The organism is Pseudomonas sp. Root569 (genome assembly GCF_001427465.1).
Taxonomy (GTDB): domain Bacteria; phylum Pseudomonadota; class Gammaproteobacteria; order Pseudomonadales; family Pseudomonadaceae; genus Aquipseudomonas; species Aquipseudomonas synxantha.
In genome coordinates this window covers 65,998-90,280 of the sequence record NZ_LMGQ01000024.1, presented here as the reverse complement: position 1 = coordinate 90,280, position 24,283 = coordinate 65,998, and the positions used below count along the sequence as shown (strand labels likewise).

Below are 24,283 nucleotides of genomic sequence, written 5' to 3'. Positions count from 1 at the left end.
GCTTTGGTTTTTTTGTGTCAGTTACACCGCCATCGGGGGCAAGTCGAATCGTCGCACCGCCCCTCCCACATCTGACTGTATTCACAAATCAGAGGGTGGGAGGGGGCTTGCCCTCGATGCTTTTAGAAGCTCATATCCACCTTGGTCCAGAGCGTACGCCCCGGCTCCTTGATGGCCTGCGGGTCGTTGGCCGGGTAGCCGAAGCCGGCATTACCGGCCAGGTTCAAATGCTCGGCGTAGGCTTTGCCGAACAGGTTGTCGACGCCCGTGCTGACCTTGAAGTTTTTATTGATGCGGTATGCGGCGTTCAGCGAGAACACGCCAAAGCCACCGCTCTTGTCGTAGTCCTTGCCGACCACGTTGCCCTTGTTCTGGTCGATGCGGGTTTGCGCCGCCACCACGCGCCATAAAGCTCCGGCACTCCAGTTGTCTTCGCTGTAGGTCAGGCCCAAACGTGCATCCAGCGGCGGCATCTGCGGCAGGGGCTTGCCATCGCTGCTGTTTTTGCCCCAGGCGTAGGCGAGACTGGCGTCGGCTTTCCAGTGAGTGGTCAGCTTGTAGGCCGCGCCCAATTCGCCGCCCATGATGCGCGCGTCGACATTGCGCGCCTGGGAGGTGGTGCCCATCATGCCGGGCCGGTAATCGAACAGAATGAAGTCGCGCACCTGACCAACATAACCCGAGGCCCAGGCTTCGAGATCGGCGGTTTTGTACTGCGCGCCGAAATCCAGCTGGGTGGTTTTCTCGGGCTTCACGCCGTCGAAGGCATTCGCCGAGCCGGCCGTACCAGTGTTGGGGGAAAACAATTCCCAGTAATCCGGGAAGCGTTCGGCGTGGCCCAGGCCGGCATAGACCGTGGTGGGCGTGTCCGCCAGGTCATGTTCGTAGCGCACGAAGCCCGATGGCAGGGTGTCGGCGCGGGTGTCGTCGGCGGTCGGATTGGGGCGCGACATCATCCCCGAGCCGGCGCGTTGACGAAAATCCTTGGCCGAGGCGCGGTCCAGGCGCGCGCCGGTGATCAGGCGGTCATTGTCGGCGGCGTACCAGGTCAGTTCGCCGAACACGCCGTAGTTGTGGAAGTTGGCGTCTTTGTTGCGCGGCAGATCCTTATAGGTGTCGATGCCCATGCTGCTGCGTGCACGGTGTTCGTTGGTCTGTGCATCCAGGCCGCCGATCAGTTGCACATCGGCCCAGCGCCAGGTCGCCTTGATGCGCGCACCGAGGGTGCGGCGGTCGACGTTGGACGCCATGGGACCTGCCATCATGCCGGTGCCCGAGGGGACGCGCAGGCTGTAGTTGTCCATCACATGGTCGGCATAGTTGTAGTAGACCTGGGCCTCGACCTTATCCAGCACCTCGCCGATATTGGACTTCTCGAAACGCAGCCCGAGGCTTTCGCGCAGGAACTGCGAGCCATCCATGCCGCGGCCGGCGTAGCGTGCCTCACCATCGCCACGGCCAGCAGTGAGCTCCAGCAAAGTGTCGGCGTCAGGGGTGAAGCCCACGGCCACATCGCCGTTCCATTTGTCGTAGCGCGAGGCGACGGTGTCGTTATTGCCGTCCTTGTAGTCGTCGGCATGGGCCTGGTTGCCGATCACCCGCACGTAGCCCAATGGCCCACCGGCAGCGGCATCGATGACCTTGTCGAAACGCCCGTTGGAGCCCGCCAGCACACTGGCGTTGACCCGCGTACCCAGCTCGCCGAATTGCTCCGGCTCACGGTCGAACAGGATGGTGCCGGCTGACGCACCCGGGCCCCAGAGCACGGTTTGCGGGCCTTTGATCACGGTCAGCTTGTCGTAGGTTTCCGGCGAAATGTACGAGGTGGGTGCATCCATCCGCCCCGGGCAGGCGCCAAGCATCATGCTGCCGTTGGTAAGGATATTCAGGCGCGAGCCGAACATGCCGCGCAGCACCGGGTCGCCGTTGGTGCCGCCGTTGCGTACCAGGGCGAAGCCGGGGATGGTCTTGAGGTAGTCGCCGCCATCGCTGGCAGGCACCGGTTGGCGTGGGTCTTTGGGGTTGGTGACAACAGTGAGTGGCGAGCTGGGGGCGATCGCAGTGATTACCGTGGGGCTCAGCTCGTGTTCGTGCGCATGGGCGCAGGGGGTAAGCAGTGCGCCGCACAGAACGGCGAAAACAGGAGCAGCGCCCAAACGGGTGTCAACAGAAAACCTGGACATGACAAATTCCATCAATCAATCGTAAACAACACGGCCAGCAGCCTGCGGCTGTCTGTCTAGAGTCGGCCGGGGTGAAGTAACGCTGTGAAAGTGTTTACGCAGTGATGGGTGGCGCGCGGCTGCGGGCGCCGGGGAAGATGCTCTGCCGGGCATGTCCCAGGCGGGTGGCGGGGGTGAGGGCATTGGCCGGCGGCGGGGTGCCGAGGCTGACGTAGGACACGCTGCCGGGCAGGGCCGGGCAGCTGAAGAGCAGGCTGCAATAGCCGCACTTTTCCCAGAGTACGTGGTGCTCGTCGGGTGCTTTGCTGGGCTTGGGCTCGCCGTGGCACTCGGGCATGTCCATGGACATACCGGCGTGATGATCCATCGGCATCGCTTGGGAAATCAGCGGACCGATAAAGATCATCAGCATGGCGAACAGGCTGATCCAGCTGCCGCGCATCAGGCGGCGGTGTGGAGATAACCTGGCGCGAGGGGCGCCCATTGAATGGCGGCCTACTGAGCGTGCATGTGCTCGTGTTTAGCCATTGGCGGCGCCTTTTGCACCGATACTTCCACCTCGACCTTGCCGGCTTTCTCGAAAGTCAGGGTCAGTGGGAATTGCTTGCCGTCGGTCAACAGGCTGCGGTCTTTAAGGCCCAGCAGCATCACGTGATAGGCCATTGGCGCGAAGGTCAGCTCACCCTTGGCGGGTACGGCCACGCTGGGCACTTGCTGCATCTTCATCAGGTCGCCTTGCATCACATGCTCATGCAGCTCGGCTTTGTCTGCCACTGGCGTCTCGACACTCAGCAGGCGATCCGGTGTGGCCCCGGTGTTATGAATCACAAAGTACGCCGCGACAGTCGGCGCATTGGGTGGCAACTCCTGGGACCAGGGTTCGCTCACCCTCAGGTCGCCGACCTTGTAGTCTTCGGCATTGGCAGCACCAAACACTGGCAGCAACAACGCAGCCAGAAGCAGGGAAGATTTGAGCATGGCAGTTCTCCAGAACGGTTCTAAACGCAGTTCACTTGCGAAGAAGATCAGGCCGTTGGAGACGCTCGGGGATTAAGACTTGGCCATTGCTGGCGCGGAGTTGGATTCTGCAATGAGGGGGGAGGCAGGCTTTGCACCGCGTCGAACCGCATCACATACAACTGCGGCACATGCCCCGGCAGCGCCACCAACGGCGCCGAGCCCGAGCAACACCAGCAATGCTGCATGGCGGAGTGATCGTCTGGCGGTGCCGGAATCTCCAGCTTGCCCAAGGCAATCGTCTTCAGGCTGGCGCCATTGGATGAGCAGAAACTGCCCCATATCAGGCGCTTGACCGGGTCATCGGTCTGCTGCATCGCACTGGCCAATGGCATGGCAAACGCATTGAACAGCACTGCAAGGCAGGCGATCCAGGCAATTGCAAAGCGTTGACGGGCCATGGCGGATAATCCGTAGGGTTAAACGATCAGGGGGTATTTAGCCTGATCGAGGGTGATAAGTAAAAAAGGGCGGTGTGGTTTGGTGTCGCAGGGTTGAGGATAGACGGGGAATCGAGTGGGTGCCGGATCTTCAAGGCAATGCATTCCAAATGTGGGAGGGGGCTTGCTCCCGATAGCGGCGTGTCAGCTACTCAATTGCTGGCTGAACCACTGCCATTGGGGGCAAGCCCCCTTCCACATTAGGTCCGTGTTGCTCAAAGGGTGTGTATTGCCTGTAGCGACGCAGCTACGGTGGTGAACTCTCGATCTACGGCAGGCAACACCGGCCGCTTCAACACCAGCACCGGCACCCCACGCTCCCGCGCCACTTCCAGCTTCGGCTCGGTGGCGGTGCTGCCGCTGTTCTTGCTGATCAGCACATCAATTGCGCGCCGTTCAAACAGTGCGCGCTCGTCCTCGATCAGAAACGGCCCGCGTGCGCCGATCACTTCACACCGGTCATTGCCCGGATACACATCCAGCGCTCGCAGCGTCCAGAATTGCTCGGCGGGAATCTCATCGAGATGCTGCAACGGTTCGCGACCCAGGGTGAACAATGGCCGTTTGAAGGGTTTCAACGCCTCGATCAGCCCGGCCCAGTCGGAAACTTCCCGCCAGTCATCCCCCACTTGCGGCTGCCATGCCGGACGCCGCAACGCCCAGCAAGGCACACCGCACAACCGTGCCGCCTGGGCAGCGTTGCGGCTGATCTGCGCCGCATACGGATGTGTGGCGTCGAGGATCAGGCTGATACGTTCATCGCGAACAAACTGCGCCAACCCCTCATGACCGCCGTAGCCGCCGACACGCACCTGGCAGGTAAGGTCGGTCGGCACACGGCCCACGCCGGCCAAGCTGTAGATGTGCTCTGGCCCCAAGGCACGGGCAATGGCCAGCGCTTCCGTTACGCCACCGAGCAGCAGAATCCGTTTCATAGCGGCTTGACCACTTCCAGCAGGGTGATCGGCAGCGCCTGGCGCCAGGTATCGAACTCGCCCAATGGCTGCGCCTGGGCTACATGGATGCGGGTCAGCTCGCCGCCATGCTCGGCGCGCCAATTCATCAAGGTCATTTCGCTTTGCAGGGTCACGGCATTGGCAACCAGTCGGCCGCCGGGGCGCAGGTGTTGCCAGCAGGTGTCGAGCACGCCGTCGCGGGTGACGCCGCCACCGATGAAGATGGCGTCCGGGGCTTCCAGGCCAAGCAACGCATCCGGGGCCTTGCCGCGAATCAGTTGCAGGCCGGGCACGCCGAGGGCGTCGCGGTTGTGTTCGATCAGGTTTTGGCGGCCCGCATCCGCTTCAATCGCCAAGGCGCGGCAGCTGGGGTGGGCGCGCATCCATTCGATGCCGATGGAACCGCTGCCCGCACCCACATCCCACAGCAGCTCGCCGGGCATGGGGGCAAGGCGGGCGAGGGTCATGGCGCGCACATCGCGTTTGGTCAGTTGGCCGTCGTGCTTGAACGCCGAGTCGGGCAGGCCCGCAAGGCGCGACAGATGTAGAGTGTTGGCATCCGCCAGGCAGTCGATGGCGACCAGGTTCAAGTCGGCCACCGAAGCCTGCTCCCACGACTGCGCCAACCCGTCGATACGCCGTTCGTGCTCGCCACCCAGGTGTTCAAACACGCTCAATCGGCTGGGCCCATACCCAGCCTCAAGCAATAGCGACGCAATCGCAGCCGGGCTGCTGCCGTCATTGCTCAACACCAGCAAACGCACACCACTGGCCAGATGCGCATTGATCGCCGCGATTGGCCGGGCCACCACCGATAACGTCACCACCTCCTGCAACGGCCAGCCCAAACGCGCCGCCGCCAGCGACACCGAAGACGGCGCGGGCAAGATCAACAGTTCCTGCGCCGTCACCTGCCGCGCCAGGCTGGCGCCCACGCCATAGAACATCGGGTCGCCGCTGGCCAGCACGCACACAGGCTCGCCACGCCGCGACAGCAACGGTTCCAGGGAAAACGGGCTCGGCCACAGTTGGCGCTCGCCACGGATACACACCGGCAACAGGTCCAACTGGCGCTGCCCGCCTATAATCCGCGAGGCGCGCAACAGGGCATGCCGGGCATTCCTGCCCAGGCCCTTGAAGCCGTCTTCACCAATGCCTACAACCGTCAGCCAGGGCGACATATCAATTCCTTGAACGACATCCGACGGGCAGGCTTTTCATGCCGCCGGACAAAGCAGGCATAATACCGCGCCTTTACCCGTCAACCGGTAGCCCCGTGAACCCAACGCCCGCTGTGAATACCTTGCGCCCCTCGGCTTGTCCGGGGTTGCTGCGTATTGTCCAGGCGTTGGATGGCGGCATTTGCCGGATCAAATTGGCCGGTGGTTCGATCAGTGCCGCCCAGGCCCATGCCGTGGCGGACGCAGCCCAGGCCTATGCGGGCGGAGTGATCGAGGCGACCAACCGCGCCAACCTGCAGATCCGCGGCATCGGCGCCGAGCAGCAGGCCCTGATCGCCATGCTGCTGGCGGCCGACCTTGGGCCGAGCAACGCCGCGGGTGACGACGTGCGCAACCTGATGCTCAGTCCCAGCGCCGGTATCGACCCGCTGATGCTGTTCGATACCCGCCCATTGGCCGCGCAGATCCTCGCCACCTTGCAAACCCATCCGCGCTTTCATCAACTGTCGGCCAAGTTCGCCGTACAGCTCGATGGTGGCGAAGCCCTGGCGATGCTTGAACATCACCATGACCTGTGGCTTTCGGCGTTCGTGCGCGATGGCCAGACGCTGTTGGCATTCGGCTTGGCTGGCTGCCCGGGGCTGGATGCGCCCGTGGCGGCGGTGCCGTTGGACCAGGGCCATGCCTTGGTGGTGGCGGTGCTGGAAGCCTTTCTCGACCTGGCGACGCCCGAGCAAACGCGCATGCGCCATCTGGCTGTGGATAACGTAGTGAGCCGCCTGGGCCTGCCGCTGCTGTCGGCGGAGGGCTTCCAGCGCCCGGCCAGTGGCGCGCTGCTGCACCTGGGAAGTTATCCACAGGCGCAGAAAAACCAGTTCTACGTCGCGGCCGTCGCACCATTGGGCCGCCTGGATCCGTTGATGCTCAAGGGCGTCGCGCAGCTGGCCAGCGAGTACGGCGACGGAACGTTGCGTTTCACGCCCTGGCAGGGGGTGTTGCTACCCAATATCGAACGCCCTGTCGCGGTGACCGAGCGCTTGGCGCAGTTGGGCTTTCTCTGCTCTATCGACCAACCCCTGGCCCGCATGATCGCCTGTACCGGTTCCAGCGGCTGCGCCAAAGGCCTGGCCGATACCAAGGTCGATGCGGTGCAATTGTCGGCCCTGCAACCCGGCGTCGAGGTGCATCTGTCCGGCTGCCCGCGCTCCTGCGCCGCGGCGCACACCGCATCGGTCACATTGCTGGCGGTGAGTCCCGGCCACTACGACCTCTATTTTCGCGACGCAGCCCAACCCGGTTTCGGCCGGCTGCACGCGCGCACTCTTTCCATTGAAGCGGCGGGCGCCTTGCTGCGCGCTCGCCCACGGAGCAACACCGATGATTGATTACATCCGCGACGGTCAGGAGATCTATCGCAACTCCTTCGCCATTATTCGCGCGGAAGCCAAGTTGGAGCGCATTCCGGCTGACTTGGAAAAACTCGCGGTGCGGGTGATTCATGCGTGCGGCATGGTCGAGGCTATCGATGGCCTGCAATTCTCCGCAGGCGCAGGCAAGGCCGGGCGCGATGCATTGGCCGCTGGTGCACCGATTTTGTGTGATGCGCGGATGGTGTCCGAAGGCGTGACCCGTGCGCGCCTGCCGGCCAATAACGAGGTGATCTGCACCCTGCGTGACGATAGCGTGCCGGAGTTGGCACGCACACTGGGCAACACCCGCTCCGCCGCCGCCCTGGAACTGTGGCGACCGCACCTGGAAGGCAGTGTGGTGGTGATCGGCAACGCGCCGACCGCGTTGTTCTACCTGCTGGAAATGCTGGATGCCGGCGCGCCGAAACCGGCATTGATCCTGGGTTTTCCCGTGGGCTTCGTCGGTGCCGCCGAATCCAAGGCGATGCTGGCGGCGGATAGCCGTGGCGTCCCGTTCGTGATCATGCAGGGTCGCTTGGGCGGCAGTGCCATGGCCGCAGCGGCAGTCAATGCGCTCGCCACGGAGGTCGAATAATGCAGGCACGCGGACGTTTGATCGGCCTGGGGGTAGGCCCCGGCGACCCGGAACTGATTACCCTCAAGGCCCTGCGCCTGCTGCGTGAATCGCCAGTGGTGGCGTACTTCGTGGCCAAGGGCAAGAAGGGCAACGCCTTCGGCATCATCGAAGATCACCTGGTCGCGCAGCAAACCCTGATGCCGCTGGTGTACCCGGTGACCACCGAAGTGCTGCCGGCGCCGCTGTCCTATGAACAAGTGATCAGCGACTTCTACGACAATGCCAGCCTTGATGTGGCGGCGCACCTGGATGCGGGCCGCGATGTGGCGGTGATCTGCGAAGGCGACCCGTTCTTCTACGGCTCCTACATGTACCTGCATGATCGCCTCGCCGAGCGCTACGAAGCCCAGGTAATTCCGGGCGTGTGTTCGATGCTCGGGGGCGCCTCGGTGCTCGGTGCGCCGTTGGTGTATCGCAACCAGAGCTTGTCGGTACTATCGGGCGTATTACCCCATGATGACCTCAAGCGCCGCCTGGCGGATGCCGACGCCGCGGTGATCATGAAACTGGGGCGTAACTTCCCGAAGGTGCGCCAGGTGTTGGAAGAACTGGGCCTGGCCGGGCGTGCGCTGTATGTGGAGCGCGCCACCATGGTCAACCAGAAGATCGTGCCGCTGGATCAGGTCGATCCGGCGTCTTCGCCGTATTTCTCGCTGATCATCGTGCCCGGTGAAAGGTGGCAAGGTTGATGACTCCGGCGATTGTGATTCTGGGCCAAGGCAGCTTGGCCACCGCACGCAAGATCCAACAGGTTTACCCAGGCGCGTTGATCCACGGTCTGGCTGGAAGGGTGGACGGTGCAGACCAGGTTTACAGCGAGTTCGGCGCGACGTTGCGCCAGCTCTACCAGCAAGGCACGCCGCTGATTGCCTTGTGCGCCGCCGGTATTGTGATCCGTACCCTGGCCCCTCTGCTGCTGGAAAAAGGCGAGGAGCCCGGCGTGCTGGCCGTGGCTGAAGATGGCAGCGCTGTGGTGCCTTTACTGGGCGGCCTGGGTGGCGTGAATGTAATGGCACGGGACATCGCCGCGGCACTGGGGGTATCCGCCGCAATCACCACCAGTGGTGAGCTGCGTTTCGGCACCTGCCTGCTCAACCCGCCGGCGGGTTATCAGTTGGCCGACATTGAACTGGGCAAGGGCTTTGTCTCGGACCTGCTGGCTGGCGAAAGCGTGCGCATCGAAGGTGACGCGCCGTGGCTGGACCAGGCCAACCTGCCACAGGACCAGCAGGCGCGCCTGGCGATTCACGTGGGCAATGCCGAGCGCATCCCGGCGGCCAATGAACTGCTGATTTACCCGCGCAATGTCTACGTGACCTGCAAGCCCGGCGAGCAGTTGGTCGAACGTGTGCGTACGGCGTTGCATGAAGCGGGAATCGCCGTGCAAGCCCTGGCATGCCTGTTGGCCAGCGACCTGCAAATGGCCGAAGGCTCACTGCATGAGGCAGCGTTGGCGTTGGGTGTGCCGTTGCGTTTTACGCAGGTGACCCCAGTTGCGGATATCAGCATCACCGTGGCCGAGCAGCCCTTGGATCTGTCACAGGTGGGGCGCCCCCGTGGCCGTCTCTCCGTGATCGGCCTGGGCCCGGGGGCTGCCGAGCTGATGGTGCCGGCGGTCAAGGCCGAACTGGCGCGTTGCACTGACGTGCTGGGTTACGAAACCTACGTGCGCATGGCCGGGCCGTTCCGTGAAGATCAGGTGCAACACTGCACTGACAACCGCGAAGAAATGCAGCGCGCACGCCACGCCTTCGAGCTGGCCGCGCAGGGGCGTTCAGTGGTGGTGGTGTCGTCCGGCGACCCGGGCGTGTTCGCCATGGCCGCTGCGGTGATCGAGGCGCTGCACGAATCCGGCGACCCGGCCTGGCATCAGGTCGACCTGGAAATCCTGCCGGGGGTTTCCGCCTCCCTGGCCACCGCCGCCCAGGCCGGCGCTCCGCTGGGCCACGACTTCTGCGTGATGTCGCTGTCGGACAACCTCAAGCCCTGGTCGATCATTGAAAAGCGCCTGGACCTCGCGTCCCAGGCTGATCTGGCCCTGGCGTTCTACAACCCGATCTCGCGCTCGCGGCCCTGGCAACTGGGGCGTGCCCTGGAGATCGTCGCGCTGCATCGCACACCGGAAACGCCAGTGGTGCTGGGCCGCGACATCGGACGCCCCGGCCAGACGCTGCGCGTCACCACATTGGGGCAATTGACGCCCGAGCAGGTGGACATGCGCACCATGGTGCTGGTCGGCTCGTCCACTACCTGCACATTCCCGCGTGCCGGTGGCGGTGAGTGGGTGTACACACCGCGCTGGTACGGCGAAAAACCCGTCAGCTGAAAACGCTCCATTGGCTGCCGGAAAGCTCCGAATGACCCAGGGATTTACCTGGCGTTGTCCGGAGCTTTTTCTTTTTTATGCGATGAAAACCGCAAGTCCCGTGCCCGCGCCCTGTCATTGCTGGTCGGTGGTTTTTAGTGGGTGCGGCCAAGGAATGTTTGTCCCATGGAAAACCCTCCCTGCACTGGACTAGGGTGCAAGTAAGCCCCATGTGGGGGTGCTTGTGGAGAACTGGAAATGGAGCGACGTCACAGAAGGATCAACAGTAAAAAAAGGCGCAAATTGATTGCCGCCTACAAGCTGCCGGGAGCCCCTGGCAAGCAGCTCGCTTCAAGGTTGGATCGCGAGGACGACTGCAATGCGGCGGTGGTCAACAACAGTGTGATTTCGTTTGCCGAGGGGCTGTCTGCGCTGAACCGCGAGTACATTCGCAAAAGCTACCTGCTGGCCAGCAGTTATGTGAGCGATGTGTTGAAGGTCCAACGGGGGACCGAGGCGTGGTACGACGAATTTATCAAGGTCATGGTCAGTCTGGGTTGGTTGCCGGTGCGCAGTCGTTTTGAGCGGGTCTCGCGTGCGGGCAAGGGCCTGACGGTGCAACTGGCGGCCCTGAATATCATCGCTGCGATGCTGGCGTCGACGTCGCTGTCGGGGCCATTGGTCAGCGCCTTGCCGAAGTTGGCTGCGGATGCACTGGAAGCGTTAAAGCAGCGGCCTGCGTGTTTCGATCTGTTCAAGCGCAACACGACGGTGCAGGAGGGCGGCGATTTTGGCCTGGCTTCCTGTACCGAAAACAACGGTGAACTGATGATGGTGCTGGTGACCTACAGCACCCACGGCGTGGATAAACACCTGGGCGTGCCCTTCCTGGAGTGGGACAGCTCGTCGTTCGAGGCATTCAGCGGGCAGACCTGCCTGGTACTGAATACCTCGGTGGTCAATGAAAAAACCATCCAGCTGATGCGTGAAAGCGCCGGCGACAAAGTGCAACTGGCCATTGCCAAGTACCGGATCTAAGGCACCAGGTAGCCGCGTACACCGGTAAAAATGATTTGTGCGGCCAGGGCGCAGACGAACAAGCCCATCAGGCGGCTGACAATCTGCAAGCCCTGGTCGCCGAGAATGCGTTCGATACGGTTGGACAGGTACAGCACCACACCCACCGTGAGGCTGGCCAGGGCAATGCTGAGAATGGCGGTGAGCTTGTCATCCCAGTGCGGTTGGCTGACGCCCATCACCAGCAATGCGCCGATGGTGCCGGGGCCGACGGTGAGGGGGATGGTCAGCGGCACGATGGTCACATCCTGCTGCACGTTGTCGGTCTGCACCGCTGCCTTGCCTTGGGCCATGCCCAGGGCGGAAATGAACAACACACTGCCGGCGCCGATCCGGAATGCGTCCACGGTAATGCCGAACACACTGAAAATCACCCGACCGAACAGGTAGAGCAGCACGCTCGATACCAGGGTCGCCAGGGCCACCTTCCAGGCCAGGCGCCGACGTTCCTTGCTGGAATAACCACGGGTCAGGCTGATAAAGCAGGACAGCACGAAGAACGGGCTGTAGAGCACCAGCATCTTCAGGTAAACGCTGAATAACACATGGAGCATGGGGGTGGCTCGCGGGCGGTGGAAGTGTGGGCAGTCTATCAGGCGGCAGAGATCAAATGTGGGAGGGGGCTTGCCCACGATAGCGCTGTGTCAGTAACAAATATGCTGACTGACCCACTGCTATCGGGAGCAAGCCCCCTCCCACATTTGATCGCATTTTAGATCATGAGGGCGCATGTTCCGGACGCTGTTGGCGCTGCGCTACCCAATAGTCCACCAGCTCACGCAACTGCGACAACTCCACCGGCTTGGCCATATGTCCGTCCATGCCGGCCTGGCGTGCGCGCTCCTTGTGTTCCGAGAGGATATGCGCGGTGAGCGCCACCACTGGCGTACGTACGCGTTGGTGGCTGACTTCCCACGCCCGCAGTTGCTGCGTGGCAGAGAAACCATCAAGGATCGGCATCTCACAGTCCATCAACACCAGGTCATAACGCTGGGCTTTCATCGCTTCGAGCGCTTCTTCGCCATTGCTGGCGGTGTCCGGGTTGAGGTTGAGCTTGCCGAGCATGCCGCGTATCACTTTGGTGGAGATGCTGTTGTCTTCGGCCACCAGGATGCGGAAATCGCTGGGCACGCTCACGGCTGCCGGTGCGCTGGGGACCGGGCGTGGAAAGGCCGCGCCTTTGCTGCGCTGGGTCAGTTCGTCGGCCAGGGTGGTCTTGAGGGTATAACCGGCCACCGGCTTGGCGAGGATGCGCTTGATCCCGCAATTACGCGCAATGATTTTGCTCGGCGCGTTACTGATGCCGGTGAGCATGATCAGCAGGATGTCATGGTTCAGGCTCGGGTCTTCCTTGATCTTCGCTGCCAGTTGCATGCCGGTCATGCCGGGCATGTTCTGGTCGAGCAGCACCACGTCGAAGTAATCGCGCAGGTGCGCCTTGGTGCGCAACAGGGCCAGGGCCTCCTTGCCGGAAGGCACGGCGCTGACGTTCAGGCCCCAGGCGGTACATTGCTGTACCAGCACTTTGCGGCAGGTGTCGTTATCGTCCACCACCAGCACGCGCGCGTCCTTGAGTGGGCCGTCGAGGTCGGAGGTCGGGTGTTCCAGGCGTTCCGGGTCCAGCGGCAGGGTCAGCCACAAGGTGCTGCCCTGATGACTGCCGCTCTTGATACCGAACTCGCCGTTCATCAACAGGATCAGTTGGCGAGCGATCACCAGGCCCAGGTGGCCGCTCAAGCGCGTCGCCGAGAGGAAGTTCTTGCTGTGCAGTTCACTGTGCAGCAGGGCGTCGCGTTCGGCGGCTTCCATGGGCAGGCCGCTGTCCTGCACGGCAATGCGCAGGCGTGGCTTGGTGCTGCGCTCGTCCAGGGCGACAACGATCAGTACTTCGCCTTCATCGGTCTTGTGCAGGGCGTTTTCCAGCAGGCTCAGCAACGCTTGGCGCAGGCGCGTCGGGTCACCGCTGATCACCCGCGGCACCTGGGGCTGGATAAAGCTGATCAGCTCGACATTCTGCTGCTCGGCCTTGGCGCGGAAGATACTCAGGCAGTCGTCGATCAACGCATTGAGGTCGAATTGCACATCATCCAGTTCGATCTGGCCGGACTCGAGCTTGGAGATATCCAAGATCTCGTTGATCAGGGTGAGCAATTCGTTACCGGCGCTGTGGATGGTCTGCACGTAGTCGCGTTGCTTGACCGACAACGGCGTGCCCAGCAGCAATTCGGTCATGCCTAGCACGCCGTTCATGGGCGTGCGGATCTCGTGGCTGATCTTCGCCAGGAACTCGGCCTTGGCGGCGATCTCGGCGTTGCTGGCTGCCAGGTCTCGGCTGAGGCTGAAGCGGGTTTCGACAATCGCGCGTTGGCGCTCGCCAAGGGCCAGGCTCATTAGCAGGCCGCTGATGCAGATAAAGCCCAGCAGGGTGACGATCAAGCCTTGCGGCGCCACCAGTGTCAGGCCGAGCAGGGCGGGCAGGATGATCAGCGTGCCGATGTTGAACACCACCATCGCCGCCACGAACAGGCGCGCCGGGCGGTAGCCTTGCTGCCAGTGGTAGGCCGAGACAAACAGCATGCTCAGGCCGGCCAGCGCCACAAGCGCATAGGTGATGATATTCAGTGGCAGGGTATTGACGAACAACAGCAGCAAGCCGGATAGCACGATCAGCAGTATGTCGGCCATCAGCAGTTTGTTCAGTGGGTGCGGGCCCAGGGGCATGAAGAAGCGGTAGGCAAACATCAAGCCGCAGGGGGCGGTCAGCAGCAGGGCAAGGTATGCGCCGGGTGTCTGGATCGCATGCCAGTTCGGCAGCCATGGCCCTACCAGGTTGAGGAGCAGCGCCAGGCTGAGCATCAACAGGAGTTCACAGGCGGCCAGCCACAGGCTGCTGCGCGAGCGATGGTAGGCGAAGCGCGTGAGGTTGTGCAGGATCAACATCAGCAGCACGCCGAACAGCAAGCCATAGATCAGTGTCTGGTTCTGGTTGGCGGCAGCCAGTACGGCCGGTTCCAGGGTGATGTAGGGGCGCAACTCGTGTTCCGAGACCAGCCGCAGGTACACCTCAAGGGGGCGCGGGCTCTGGGGCATCGGCAGCATGAAGTCGCTGCTGGGCAGCGGGCGTTCAGACTGGGGCTGGCGCGTGCCGGTGGTCTGTTGCTCTACCAGGGTGTCGCCGTCCAGCACATACAGGCTCAGGCTGGACAGGTCTGGCGCAAAGACCCGCAGCACTTGCTCGTGCTTGCCCGGCTGCAGCCTGAAGCGCACCCACAGCGCACCGTCCGGCTGCGCGGCAGTGATCCGGTCCAGTTCGATGGGGCTGAATTGATTGGTGTAGCGGGCGGAACGGATGTCGCTCAGTTGCAGGTCGGCCTGTTCGTCAAGCAATACTGCCCAACCACTGCCTTGCGCGGCGGCCTGGGCCGGGAACAAGCAGAGCAGGGTCAGCAGACTGACGGTGAAACCTATGGCGATCCTGAGCCAGCGCACGGCGAAATCCCTTCGTAGGTTGATTGCACGGGTTAACTATGCGCGGGGCGACATGTGTACGGCAAGGGCCAGAGGCCCTTACCTAACCGAACGGATAGCTACTTGAAGTGTAGCTGCTCAGCTGTTCTCACCACGTTCACGGGCAATGGCGCGGTAGCCAATGTCAGTGCGGTAGAAGCAGCCTTTCCAGTCGATTTTCGCGGCCAGCTTGTACGCCTGCTGTTGCGCGGCATCGACACTGGCACCCATCGCGGTGGCACACAACACTCTGCCACCTGCGGTTACAACTTTGCCGTCCTTGAGCGCGGTGCCTGCATGGAACACTTTGCCTTCCAAGCCAGCGGCCGCGTCCAGGCCTTCGATCACATCGCCCTTGGCATAATCGGCAGGGTAACCGCCGGCAGCCAGCACGATGCCGACGCTGGGACGTGGGTCCCATTGCGCTTCGACCTTGTCCAGCGCCTGGGCCAGTGCAGCTTCCACCAGCAGCACCAGGCTCGATTGCAGGCGCAGCATCACCGGTTGGGTTTCCGGATCGCCGAAGCGGCAGTTGAACTCGATGACTTTCGGGTTACCGGCTTTATCGATCATCAAGCCGGCGTAGAGGAAGCCGGTGTAGACGTTACCTTCGTCGGCCATGCCGCGCACGGTCGGCCAGATCACCAGGTCCATGACGCGTTGGTGCACTTGGCTGGTCACCACCGGCGCCGGGGAGTAAGCGCCCATACCGCCGGTGTTCGGGCCGCTGTCGCCGTTACCGACGCGCTTGTGGTCCTGGCTGGTGGCCATTGGCAGCACGTTTTTGCCATCGACCATCACGATAAAGCTGGCTTCTTCGCCGTCGAGGAACTCCTCGATGACCACACGGGAACCGGCGTCACCAAAGGCATTGCCGGCGAGCATGTCGCGCACGGCGTCTTCGGCTTCCTGCAGGGTCATGGCGACGATCACGCCTTTACCGGCAGCCAGGCCATCGGCCTTGATCACAATCGGCGCGCCTTTTTCACGCAGGTAAGCCAGGGCAGGCTCGATCTCGGTGAAGTTCTGGTAGTCGGCGGTGGGGATCTTGTGACGCGCCAGGAAGTCCTTGGTGAAGGCTTTCGAGCCTTCCAGCTGGGCGGCACCGGCAGTGGGGCCGAAACAATCCAGGCCACGACTGCGGAAGAGGTCGACGACGCCGGCCACCAATGGCACTTCCGGGCCGACGATAGTCAGGGAAACGTTCTTCTCGGCAAAGTCTGCCAGTTGCTCCAGGGCCAATACGTCGATGGCGACGTTTTCGCACTTGGCTTCGATGGCGGTGCCGGCGTTCCCGGGGGCAACGAAGACTTTCTGGACCCGTGGGTCCTGGGCGACTTTCCAGGCCAGGGCGTGTTCACGGCCACCGCTGCCAATGATCAAAACATTCATTTCAAAAACCTCAGAGAAACGCTGTGCTTCTCTGTAGGAGCGAGCTTGCTCGCGAAGATCGCCAACGATGACGAGGGGAAACTGACACCCCGTGGCGTTTTTGAGTTTTTCGCGAGCAAGCTCGCTCCTACAGTAGAGAAGCGGTGCTGTTAGTGGCGGAAGTGGCGCATGCCGGTGAAGACCATGGCGATGCCGGCTTCATCAGCCGCTGCAATCACCTCGGCATCACGCATCGAACCACCCGGTTGGATCACGGCGGTCACGCCAGCTTTTGCGGCATTGTCCAAACCATCGCGGAAGGGGAAGAACGCGTCGGAAGCCATGACCGAACCCACCACCTGCAAACCGGCGTGTTCAGCCTTGATCGCGGCGATACGCGCCGAGTTCACGCGGCTCATCTGGCCGGCACCGACACCGATGGTCTGGCGGTTCTTGGCATAGACAATGGCGTTGGACTTGACGTACTTGGCCACTTTCCAGGCGAAGATCAGGTCGTTGATCTCTTGCTCGGTCGGCGCGCGCTTGGTGACCACTTTCAGGTCCTGGCTGCCGATCATGCCGATGTCGCGGCTCTGTACCAGCAGGCCGCCGTTGACGCGCTTGTAGTCCCAGGCAGATGCGCGCTCGGCTGACCACTCGCCGCAGGCCAGCAGGCGCACATTGGCCTTAGCGGCGACGATGGCGCGGGCTTCTTCACTGACGCTTGGGGCGATGATCACTTCGACGAACTGGCGCTCGACGATGGCCTTGGCGGTCTCGGCGTCCAGCTCGCGGTTGAAGGCGATGATGCCACCGAACGCAGATTCGGTGTCGGTGGCGTAGGCCAGTTCATACGCCTGGCGGATACCGCCCTCAGCGTCCGGGCTGACGGCGACGCCGCACGGGTTGGCATGCTTGACGATCACGCAGGCCGGCTTGACGAAGCTCTTCACGCATTCCAACGCAGCGTCGGTGTCGGCCACGTTGTTGTAGGAAAGTTCTTTGCCTTGCAGCTGGGTCGCGGTGGCGATGCCCACTTCGGCAGGCTTGGCTTCCACGTAGAACGCCGCGCTCTGGTGCGGGTTCTCGCCGTAGCGCATTTCCTGGGCCTTGATGAACTGGCTGTTGAAGGTGCGCGGGAACTGGCTGCGATCTTCTGTGCTCAGGGTGTCAGCCGCCTGGTTCACGGTGCCCATGTAGTTGGCGATCATGCCGTCATAGGCGGCGGTGTGTTCGAACGCCTTGAGCATCAGGTCGAAGCGCTGGGCGTAGGTCAGGCCACCGGCCTTGAGGCTTTCCAGAACCTGGGCGTAGTCGCCGGCGTTGACCACGATGGCCACGTCCTTATGGTTCTTAGCAGCCGAGCGAACCATGGTCGGGCCGCCGATATCAATGTTTTCGATGGCGGTCGGCAGGTCGCAGCCTGGCTTGTTGATAGTGGCTTCGAACGGGTAGAGGTTGACGGCCACCAGATCGATCGGCTTGATGCCGTGCTCGTTCATGATGGCGTCGTCGATGCCGCGACGGCCGAGGATGCCGCCGTGGATTTTCGGGTGCAGGGTCTTGACGCGACCGTCCATCATTTCTGCGAAACCGGTGTAGTCCGCCACTTCTACTGCGGCCACGCCGTTGTCCTGCAGCAGTTTGAAGGTCCCGCCCGTGGAGAGGATTTCCACACCCAGGGCTTCCAGCTCCCGGGCAAATTCGAGGATCCCGGTCTTGTCGGAAACACTGATCAAGGCGCGGCGGATCGGCAGGCGGGTAGTCTGGTCGGTCATTTCAATTTCCATCAAAAGCAAAGGAGTCAGCAAAAAAGGCGACCGGTTTTACGCGGGCGCCTTTCTGGTTTGATTGAATGCTTACAGCAAATCGTACTGCTTGAGCTTTTTGCGCAAGGTCCCACGGTTGAGGCCCAGCAGCTCACTGGCTTTGGTCTGGTTGCCCTTGACGTAGTTCATCACGCTTTCGAGCAAGGGCGCCTCGACTTCGGAGAGCACCAGGTTGTACACGTCCGTGACGGAAGCGCCCTCAAGGTGGGCGAAATAATTGTGCAGCGCCTTCTCGACACTCCCGCGAAGGGTCTGGCCTTCTTCGCTAGGCGTATTGAGGTGCTGTTTCAAATTGACGTTGTCGCTCACGGGTGTTGTTCCACTCACTAAAGTCTCGGTCATCGTCGTCATGCGGCCACCCCTTCTCCATCCCCTGTTCCCAGGCTCTTGTCACGTTCGGCAAAAAACTCACGAACGGTGGCGACCTGTGCCTGCGTTTCATCCAAACGATTGAACTGGGCGCGGAATTCCTTGGCGCCCGGCAAGGTGGCGAGATACCAGCCGACATGCTTGCGAGCAATGCGAACCCCCATCACATCCCCATAGAAGGCGTGCAGGGCGGCCAGATGCTCTAGCAGAATATGTTCCACCTCGTTCAGTCCCGGTGCCGGCAATACTTCGCCAGTACGCAGGAAATGCTCGATCTCACGAAAAATCCACGGTCGCCCCTGGGCGGCCCGGCCAATCAACAAACCATCGGCGCCGGTCGCGTGCAGTACGCGCCGGGCTTTCTCGGCGGAGTCGATGTCGCCATTGGCAAATACCGGCATCGACACGGCCTGCTTGATCGCGGCAATGGTGTCGTACTCGGCTTCACCGGTGTAAAGGTCGGCGCGGGTGCGGCCATGCACCGCCAGCGCTGTAATACCTGCCTGTTCAGCGATCTTCGCCACGGTCAGGCCATTCTTGTTGTCCCGATCCCAACCGGTACGAATCTTCAGGGTCACCGGCACATCCACTGCGGCGACAACGGCCTGCAGGATCTCGGCGACCAACTGCTCATCCTTCAACAAGGCGGAACCGGCGGCCTTGTTGCAGACCTTCTTGGCCGGGCAGCCCATGTTGATATCAATAATTTGCGCACCCAACTCCACATTGGCGCGGGCGGCCTCCGCCAGCATCTGCGCGTCACCCCCGGCGATCTGCACCGAGCGTGGCTCGGGATCACCTTCGTGGATCATGCGCATCCGCGACTTGCGGGTGTTCCACAGACTCATGTCGCTGGTAACCATTTCAGAGACTACTAGACCCGCGCCCAAACGTTTGCACAGCTGACGAAAGGGCTGGTCGGTGACGCCCGCCATCGGGGCGAGGATCAAGCCGTTCTGCAATGTGTATGGGCCGATGCGTACCGCCGACATAGGACTTCCCTGTTGTGGGGCCGGATCATTAGAGTTCGAAAAAGGGTTGGCATGATACCCGCTCTCGATGACTGGTTAAAGGCTGAATTGGATAAAATCTGAACAGTTGCTTTTTTATTGCCATCGGTTTGGTCGATGGCGCAAAAGTCAATAATCCGCCGTCAAACCTCGACATATGCGCCGGTTCACTCGGGCGAATGGAAGCTCAGGCTGTAGTTCACGGCCTTGTTACCTGGGTCGAGTATGTCCAGGGAGATGTGGATCGGCGTCTGCGAAGGCATTTCGCTGACGCCGGCCAACTCACCGCTGAGGTATTCGGCAGGTTTGAAACGACGACTGGCAATCAGGCTGCCGTTCAAGTCCGCAAAGCGTAGTTCCAGCAGTGGGAAGGGCTGGGAGAAGGTCGCACGGTTATAGATGATCGCATCCACCACCAGCGCCCCGGCGAACTCCGGATGGCTGCGTACCACCAGGTTGCTGCTCTTGATATGGGCAATATCGACCCGCGATGGCACGGTACAGCCCAGTTTCGGGCACAGTTCCTGGAACCACGGACGGTAGGCGTCCTGACGAGCCAGTTCGTCGAATTGGTAGGCAATGTACTGGCCTGCCAGGGCTGCGGCGGCGAGCACTACCAGCAGTATCCAGATCAAGCGGCGGCCCCAGCCTGACGGACGTTTCTGCGCATACAAGTGCAGCGGATCGTCTTCCAGGTCCTGGAGCAGGTCGTCGTGTAAGGCGACTTCTGGGCGCGGGCGTTTGCGGCGTGACTGTGGGCGCTCGTCGGATTCAGGCTCACCTTCCACATCGGTGACAGGTGTCAGCGGCGGGTCGCGGTCGTCATCGCCAGGGGCGGCGTCCAGCCGCGGCTGGTCGCCGAGGTCGTCGGTATGGGCCGACATGGATGGTTCTGTGCGCTGTTTGGATGCGGGTGCCCTGGTCGGCTCTGCCAGGTCTTCAGGTACCTGGGCCCGCTCCTCGGGTGGTTCGCTGAACAGGCTGGCAGCCCATTTTTCTTCTTCCGCCTTGACCGTATTGCGGCTGGCACTGAAGGACTCTTCCTTTTGCCGACGCTCGGCGCCTGGTTGGCGACGTTCCGCACCCAATGCCTGGGTGTGCTGGATCTCGCGACGCTCCAGCTTGGCCAGTTCCTGGTCAAGGTCCAGGTTGTCCAGGTCCAGCGCTTGGGCCGCCCATTGCTTCTGGCTGATTGCCTGCGCTGGCTCGGGTGTCGCTTCGACAGTCGATCTATCGGCTGGCTCGTCGTCAGCCGGCAGCTCCGGTTGCGGTGCAGGCGCATGGGCGCGTTGCTCGAGCAACTGGCGAGCGGCGTTGAACACTTGCAGGCACGAGCCGCAGCGCACCACGCCACGGGCCACGCTCAACTGGGCATGGTTGACGCGGAAACGGGCTTGGCAGTGCGGGCACTGGGTGACGAAGCTGTCGGTCATGCGGTCATCCGATTCAGGCAAGCGCTCATTCTAGCGCCGACGACCACTGATGCGTACCCAGCCATCACGGTTGGCGATCGGGTCCAGTTCGAAGTCCTGGGCGTAGGCTGCCGCGACGTCTTCACCTTGTTCGGCGAGGATACCCGACAGCGCCAGGCGGCCGCCGGGCTTGACCAGGCTGGACAATTGCGGCGCCAGGGCAACCAATGGCCCAGCGAGGATATTGGCAACCAGCACATCGGCCTGTACCTGCGGCAGATCTTCCGGCAGGTAGAGTGGGAATTTGCCTTCGGGGATTTGATTGCGCCCGGCGTTATCGCGGGAGGCTTCCAGGGCCTGCACATCGATATCGGTGCCCACGGCCTCCTTGGCGCCCAGCAGCAGGGCGGCGATCGCCAGGATGCCCGAGCCACAGCCGAAATCCAGCACATTGCAGTCGGTCAGGTCCTGGCCGTCCAGCCATTCCAGGCACAGGGCAGTGGTGGGATGGGTGCCGGTGCCGAACGCCAGGCCCGGATCCAGCAGCAGGTTGACCGCCTCGGGTTCAGGAGCGGCGTGCCAGCTTGGCACGATCCACAGGCGCTGGCCGAAGCGCATGGGCTGGAAGTTATCCATCCAGCTGCGTTCCCAGTCCTGGTCTTCGATGACTTCGCTGTGATGCTCTGGCAGCGGCGCGCCGGTGAGCAGCTCCATATGGGCCAGAACGCTGGTGGCTTCGGTGCCGTCTTCGAACAGGGCCAGCAAATGGGTGTGGGACCACAGCGGCGTGGTGTTGAGTTCAGGTTCGAAGATCGGCTGGTCTTCGGCATCCATGAAGGTCACCGATACGGCGCCCACTTCGAGGAACGCGTCTTCGTAGGTTTCGGCTTGTTCTGGGCTGATGGCGAGACGGACTTGCAGCCAAGGCATGGCGGGCACCTTTGAAAAAAATGAATGTGCAGCGAGTAGGCCGCGAAAGCGCGCAAGTTTACGCGAGCGGACGGCAGAAGACGACATTACTGAATGAGCGCGGACCAAATGTGGGAGGGGGCTTGCTCCCGATAGCGGTGGATCAGTTACAGATACTGAGGCTGACACACTGCAATCGGGAGCAAGCCCCCTCCCACATTTGGACAGTGTCCATCCTGGAAAACAGGTGTGCAGAAACAACAAAACCGCCCGAAGGCGGCTTTGTTGGGTGGAGCACTTACTGGTTGGCCAGCTTGTGTTCCAGGTAGTGAATGTTCACACCACCTTCGCAGAAGCCTTCATCGCGTACCAGGTCCCGGTGCAGCGGGATGTTGGTCTTGATGCCGTCGACCACGATTTCGTCCAGGGCGTTGCGCATACGGGCCATGGCCTCGTCGCGGGTGGCGCCCCAGGTGATCAGCTTGCCGATCAACGAGTCGTAGTTGGACGGAACCTTGTAGCCGCTGTACAGGTGCGAATCCACACGTACGCCGTTGCCGCCTGGCGCGTGGAAATGCTTGACCAGGCCAGGGCTTGGGATAAAGGTTTTCGGGTCTTCGGCATTGATGCGGCACTCCAGGGAGTGACCGTGCATCTTCACGTCGTCCTGGGTGAAGGACAGCACGTTACCGGCGGCGATGCTGAGCATCTCCTTGACGATGTCGATACCGGTGACCATCTCCGATACCGGGTGCTCTACCTGCACACGAGTGTTCATCTCGATGAAGTAGAAACGACCGTTCTCGTAGAGGAACTCGAAGGTGCCGGCGCCACGGTAGTTGATGTCGATGCACGCCTTGACGCAACGAGCCAGGACTTCCTGGCGGGCTTTTTCGTCGAGGCCCGGTGCCGGGGCTTCTTCCAATACCTTTTGGTGACGACGTTGCAGCGAGCAATCGCGGTCGCCCAGGTGGATGGCGTGGCCCTGGCCGTCGGACAGTACCTGGACTTCCACGTGACGTGGGTTGGTCAGGTATTTTTCCAGGTAGACCATCGGGTTGCCGAACCAGGCGCCCGCTTCAGAGCGGGTCTGCTTGGCGGCTTCGATCAGGTCTTCTTCCTTGTGTACCACGCGCATGCCGCGACCACCACCGCCACCGGCGGCCTTGATGATCACCGGATAACCGACTTCGCGACCAATGCGCAGGGCGGTTGCCTCGTCTTCCGGCAGCGGGCCGTCCGAGCCTGGAACGGTTGGCACGCCGGCCGCGATCATGGCGTCCTTGGCCGACACCTTGTCGCCCATCAGGCGAATGGTTTCGGCTTTCGGGCCGATGAAGGCAAACCCGGATTTTTCCACCTGTTCGGCGAAATCGGCGTTTTCCGCGAGGAAGCCGTAGCCCGGGTGGATGCCATCGGCGCCGGTCACTTCGGCCGCGGCGATGATGTTCGAGACCTTCAGGTACGAGTTCGCGGCCAGTGGCGGGCCGATGCAGATGCTTTCGTCCGCCAGTTTCACGTGCATCAATTCGGTATCGGCCGTCGAGTAAACAGCGACGGTCTTGATGCCCTCTTCCTTACAGGCGCGCAGGATACGCAGCGCGATCTCGCCGCGGTTGGCGATCAGGACTTTTTGCAGTTTCTTCGCAGGTTTCAACATCGAAGGTGCTCCGCGGTTCAAACGATGGTGAACAGCGGCTGGTCGTACTCAACCGGCTGACCGTTTTCCACCAGGATGGATTCGATGACGCCGGCTTTTTCGGCCGTGATGTGGTTCATCATCTTCATCGCTTCAACGATGCAGATGGTGTCGCCCACTTTCACGGTCTTGCCCACTTCAACGAAGGCTGGCGAGGTCGGTGCCGGGGTGCGGTAGAACGTACCGACCATGGGCGACTTGACCACGAAACCGTTCAGCGCAGGTGCGGCCGGAGCGGCAGGTGCAGCAGCGGCGGGTGCGGCGGCAGCAGGGGCGGCAGCGGCTGGAGCCGGTGCTTGCATCTGCGGCGCGTAGAACTGTTGGGCCGGGGTCTTGCTGTGACGGCTGATCCGTACGGACTCTTCGCCTTCCTTGATTTCCAGCTCGTCGATACCGGATTCTTCCAGCAGTTCGATCAGTTTCTTAACTTTACGGATATCCATGAATCATCAACTCCCAAGGGTCGGTCAGGGGCGCTTGGCCTGTTCTTCAAGCTGTTCCAGGGCGGCCTCCAGGGCCAGTCGGTAACCGCTGGCGCCAAGGCCGCAGATCACTCCTACCGCTACGTCGGAGAAGTAAGAGTGATGGCGGAAAGGTTCGCGTTTGTACACGTTGGACAAATGCACTTCGATGAATGGGATGCTCACCGCCAGCAACGCGTCACGTAATGCAACGCTTGTGTGTGTAAAAGCGGCGGGATTGATCAGAATAAAGTCCACACCTTCGCCACGCGCGGCATGGATGCGATCAATCAATTCGTACTCGGCATTGCTTTGCAGGTAGAGCAAACGGTGGCCGGCTTCACGGGCCCGTTTTTCCAGGTCAAGGTTGATCTGGTCGAGGGTCACTGCCCCGTAGACGCCCGGTTCGCGGGTGCCAAGCAGGTTCAGGTTGGGTCCGTGCAGAACCAGTAAGGTCGCCATCGGCTGTTCCTTGTTATGGGTGTGGGTGCGGCAGAACCCGGCGACTATG

General features: G+C 62.1%; 22 protein-coding genes. 5 read left to right on the top strand and 17 right to left on the bottom strand.

The genetic code is table 11. The annotated features are described in order from the left end of the window. Nucleotides 1-122: 122 nt before the first annotated feature. The 6 genes from ASD70_RS18020 to ASD70_RS17995 form a co-directional block, all read right to left on the bottom strand. Nucleotides 123-2,183, bottom strand: coding sequence for a TonB-dependent copper receptor (locus ASD70_RS18020; RefSeq protein WP_056847074.1), 2,061 nt, complete (start codon nt 2,181-2,183; stop codon nt 123-125). A 94-nt stretch (nt 2,184-2,277) separates the two neighbouring features. Next, nucleotides 2,278-2,667: a DUF2946 domain-containing protein gene (locus ASD70_RS18015; protein WP_046070701.1), complete on the bottom strand. Its 390-nt coding sequence runs from the start codon at nt 2,665-2,667 to the stop codon at nt 2,278-2,280. Nucleotides 2,668-2,678: 11 nt separating this feature from the next. Continuing rightward, nucleotides 2,679-3,161 carry a copper chaperone PCu(A)C gene (locus tag ASD70_RS18010; protein WP_046070702.1) on the bottom strand — a complete coding sequence of 161 codons (483 nt, stop codon included), beginning with the start codon at nt 3,159-3,161 and terminating at the stop codon, nt 2,679-2,681. Between the two features lie 47 nt (nt 3,162-3,208). Next, nucleotides 3,209-3,601: a DUF2946 domain-containing protein gene (locus tag ASD70_RS18005; RefSeq protein ID WP_046070703.1), complete on the bottom strand. Its 393-nt coding sequence runs from the start codon at nt 3,599-3,601 to the stop codon at nt 3,209-3,211. Nucleotides 3,602-3,855: 254 nt separating this feature from the next. After that, the gene (locus tag ASD70_RS18000; RefSeq protein WP_056847073.1) at nt 3,856-4,575 is read right to left on the bottom strand and encodes a cobalt-precorrin-6A reductase; all 720 of its coding nucleotides are present in this window, start codon (nt 4,573-4,575) and stop codon (nt 3,856-3,858) included. After that, nucleotides 4,572-5,777: a bifunctional cobalt-precorrin-7 (C(5))-methyltransferase/cobalt-precorrin-6B (C(15))-methyltransferase gene (locus tag ASD70_RS17995; RefSeq protein WP_056847072.1), complete on the bottom strand. Its 1,206-nt coding sequence runs from the start codon at nt 5,775-5,777 to the stop codon at nt 4,572-4,574. Before ASD70_RS17995 ends, ASD70_RS18000 begins: the two co-directional genes overlap by 4 nt. Nucleotides 5,778-5,815: 38 nt before the next feature. On the opposite strand from ASD70_RS17995, the gene cobG reads away from it, so the two are divergent. From cobG to ASD70_RS17970, 5 genes are all read left to right on the top strand, one after another. Further along, nucleotides 5,816-7,162, top strand: coding sequence for a precorrin-3B synthase (gene cobG, locus ASD70_RS17990; RefSeq protein WP_056847071.1), 1,347 nt, complete (start codon nt 5,816-5,818; stop codon nt 7,160-7,162). Beyond that, on the top strand, nt 7,155-7,781 hold the full coding sequence (locus tag ASD70_RS17985; protein ID WP_046070707.1) for a precorrin-8X methylmutase: 627 nt from the start codon (nt 7,155-7,157) through the stop codon (nt 7,779-7,781). Before cobG ends, ASD70_RS17985 begins: the two co-directional genes overlap by 8 nt. Continuing rightward, nucleotides 7,781-8,512: a precorrin-2 C(20)-methyltransferase gene (locus ASD70_RS17980; RefSeq protein WP_046070708.1), complete on the top strand. Its 732-nt coding sequence runs from the start codon at nt 7,781-7,783 to the stop codon at nt 8,510-8,512. Before ASD70_RS17985 ends, ASD70_RS17980 begins: the two co-directional genes overlap by 1 nt. Continuing rightward, nucleotides 8,512-10,149, top strand: coding sequence for a precorrin-3B C(17)-methyltransferase (gene cobJ, locus ASD70_RS17975; protein ID WP_056847070.1), 1,638 nt, complete (start codon nt 8,512-8,514; stop codon nt 10,147-10,149). Before ASD70_RS17980 ends, cobJ begins: the two co-directional genes overlap by 1 nt. Nucleotides 10,150-10,386: 237 nt before the next feature. After that, nucleotides 10,387-11,166 (top strand): hypothetical protein, encoded by a 780-nt coding sequence (locus ASD70_RS17970; RefSeq protein WP_056847069.1) that lies wholly within the window; start codon nt 10,387-10,389, stop codon nt 11,164-11,166. On the opposite strand, the gene ASD70_RS17965 is transcribed toward ASD70_RS17970, so the two are convergent. From ASD70_RS17965 to aroQ, 11 genes are all read right to left on the bottom strand, one after another. Next, nucleotides 11,163-11,759: a MarC family protein gene (locus ASD70_RS17965; protein WP_056847068.1), complete on the bottom strand. Its 597-nt coding sequence runs from the start codon at nt 11,757-11,759 to the stop codon at nt 11,163-11,165. The two genes, ASD70_RS17970 and ASD70_RS17965, sit on opposite strands and share 4 nt — an antisense overlap. 163 nt (nt 11,760-11,922) lie before the next feature. Beyond that, nucleotides 11,923-14,694 carry a hybrid sensor histidine kinase/response regulator gene (locus tag ASD70_RS17960; RefSeq protein ID WP_046070711.1) on the bottom strand — a complete coding sequence of 924 codons (2,772 nt, stop codon included), beginning with the start codon at nt 14,692-14,694 and terminating at the stop codon, nt 11,923-11,925. Between the two features lie 117 nt (nt 14,695-14,811). Continuing rightward, nucleotides 14,812-16,104 (bottom strand): phosphoribosylamine--glycine ligase, encoded by a 1,293-nt coding sequence (gene purD, locus ASD70_RS17955; protein WP_056847067.1) that lies wholly within the window; start codon nt 16,102-16,104, stop codon nt 14,812-14,814. 149 nt (nt 16,105-16,253) lie between these two features. Then, entirely contained in the window at nt 16,254-17,861 is a 1,608-nt protein-coding gene (gene purH, locus ASD70_RS17950) for a bifunctional phosphoribosylaminoimidazolecarboxamide formyltransferase/IMP cyclohydrolase (protein WP_056847066.1), read from the bottom strand. A gap of 81 nt (nt 17,862-17,942) precedes the next feature. Then, nucleotides 17,943-18,263, bottom strand: coding sequence for a DNA-binding transcriptional regulator Fis (gene fis, locus ASD70_RS17945; RefSeq protein WP_043049474.1), 321 nt, complete (start codon nt 18,261-18,263; stop codon nt 17,943-17,945). Beyond that, the gene (gene dusB, locus ASD70_RS17940; protein ID WP_046070714.1) at nt 18,260-19,273 is read right to left on the bottom strand and encodes a tRNA dihydrouridine synthase DusB; all 1,014 of its coding nucleotides are present in this window, start codon (nt 19,271-19,273) and stop codon (nt 18,260-18,262) included. The genes fis and dusB overlap by 4 nt, the downstream gene beginning before the upstream one ends. A 185-nt stretch (nt 19,274-19,458) precedes the next feature. Continuing rightward, nucleotides 19,459-20,724 carry a DUF3426 domain-containing protein gene (locus ASD70_RS17935; protein ID WP_056847065.1) on the bottom strand — a complete coding sequence of 422 codons (1,266 nt, stop codon included), beginning with the start codon at nt 20,722-20,724 and terminating at the stop codon, nt 19,459-19,461. A gap of 30 nt (nt 20,725-20,754) precedes the next feature. Further along, on the bottom strand, nt 20,755-21,633 hold the full coding sequence (gene prmA / locus ASD70_RS17930) for a 50S ribosomal protein L11 methyltransferase (protein ID WP_046070716.1): 879 nt from the start codon (nt 21,631-21,633) through the stop codon (nt 20,755-20,757). A 277-nt stretch (nt 21,634-21,910) separates the two neighbouring features. After that, nucleotides 21,911-23,272 (bottom strand): acetyl-CoA carboxylase biotin carboxylase subunit, encoded by a 1,362-nt coding sequence (accC, locus tag ASD70_RS17925; protein ID WP_046070717.1) that lies wholly within the window; start codon nt 23,270-23,272, stop codon nt 21,911-21,913. Nucleotides 23,273-23,289: 17 nt separating this feature from the next. After that, the gene (accB, locus tag ASD70_RS17920; protein WP_056847064.1) at nt 23,290-23,754 is read right to left on the bottom strand and encodes an acetyl-CoA carboxylase biotin carboxyl carrier protein; all 465 of its coding nucleotides are present in this window, start codon (nt 23,752-23,754) and stop codon (nt 23,290-23,292) included. 24 nt (nt 23,755-23,778) lie between these two features. Next, a complete protein-coding gene (aroQ, locus tag ASD70_RS17915) occupies nt 23,779-24,234 on the bottom strand; it encodes a type II 3-dehydroquinate dehydratase (RefSeq protein WP_056847063.1) in 456 nt (151 codons plus the stop codon). Between the last annotated feature and the right edge of the window lie 49 nt (nt 24,235-24,283).

Coding starts and splice junctions, on each gene's coding strand:
- ASD70_RS17980 (WP_046070708.1), top strand. CDS start 7,781: ATGCAGGCACGCGGACGTTTGATCGGCCTGGGGGTAGGCCCCGGCGAC.
- cobG (WP_056847071.1), top strand. CDS start 5,816: ATGCCGCCGGACAAAGCAGGCATAATACCGCGCCTTTACCCGTCAACC.
- ASD70_RS18015 (WP_046070701.1), bottom strand. CDS start 2,667: ATGGGCGCCCCTCGCGCCAGGTTATCTCCACACCGCCGCCTGATGCGC.
- prmA (WP_046070716.1), bottom strand. CDS start 21,633: ATGCCTTGGCTGCAAGTCCGTCTCGCCATCAGCCCAGAACAAGCCGAA.
- ASD70_RS18005 (WP_046070703.1), bottom strand. CDS start 3,601: ATGGCCCGTCAACGCTTTGCAATTGCCTGGATCGCCTGCCTTGCAGTG.
- ASD70_RS18000 (WP_056847073.1), bottom strand. CDS start 4,575: ATGAAACGGATTCTGCTGCTCGGTGGCGTAACGGAAGCGCTGGCCATT.
- purD (WP_056847067.1), bottom strand. CDS start 16,104: ATGAATGTTTTGATCATTGGCAGCGGTGGCCGTGAACACGCCCTGGCC.
- dusB (WP_046070714.1), bottom strand. CDS start 19,273: ATGTCGGCGGTACGCATCGGCCCATACACATTGCAGAACGGCTTGATC.
- ASD70_RS17995 (WP_056847072.1), bottom strand. CDS start 5,777: ATGTCGCCCTGGCTGACGGTTGTAGGCATTGGTGAAGACGGCTTCAAG.
- ASD70_RS18010 (WP_046070702.1), bottom strand. CDS start 3,161: ATGCTCAAATCTTCCCTGCTTCTGGCTGCGTTGTTGCTGCCAGTGTTT.
- cobJ (WP_056847070.1), top strand. CDS start 8,512: ATGACTCCGGCGATTGTGATTCTGGGCCAAGGCAGCTTGGCCACCGCA.
- ASD70_RS17935 (WP_056847065.1), bottom strand. CDS start 20,724: ATGACCGACAGCTTCGTCACCCAGTGCCCGCACTGCCAAGCCCGTTTC.
- fis (WP_043049474.1), bottom strand. CDS start 18,263: ATGACGACGATGACCGAGACTTTAGTGAGTGGAACAACACCCGTGAGC.
- ASD70_RS18020 (WP_056847074.1), bottom strand. CDS start 2,183: ATGTCCAGGTTTTCTGTTGACACCCGTTTGGGCGCTGCTCCTGTTTTC.
- ASD70_RS17970 (WP_056847069.1), top strand. CDS start 10,387: ATGGAGCGACGTCACAGAAGGATCAACAGTAAAAAAAGGCGCAAATTG.
- ASD70_RS17965 (WP_056847068.1), bottom strand. CDS start 11,759: ATGCTCCATGTGTTATTCAGCGTTTACCTGAAGATGCTGGTGCTCTAC.
- ASD70_RS17985 (WP_046070707.1), top strand. CDS start 7,155: ATGATTGATTACATCCGCGACGGTCAGGAGATCTATCGCAACTCCTTC.
- accC (WP_046070717.1), bottom strand. CDS start 23,272: ATGTTGAAACCTGCGAAGAAACTGCAAAAAGTCCTGATCGCCAACCGC.
- accB (WP_056847064.1), bottom strand. CDS start 23,754: ATGGATATCCGTAAAGTTAAGAAACTGATCGAACTGCTGGAAGAATCC.
- purH (WP_056847066.1), bottom strand. CDS start 17,861: ATGACCGACCAGACTACCCGCCTGCCGATCCGCCGCGCCTTGATCAGT.
- aroQ (WP_056847063.1), bottom strand. CDS start 24,234: ATGGCGACCTTACTGGTTCTGCACGGACCCAACCTGAACCTGCTTGGC.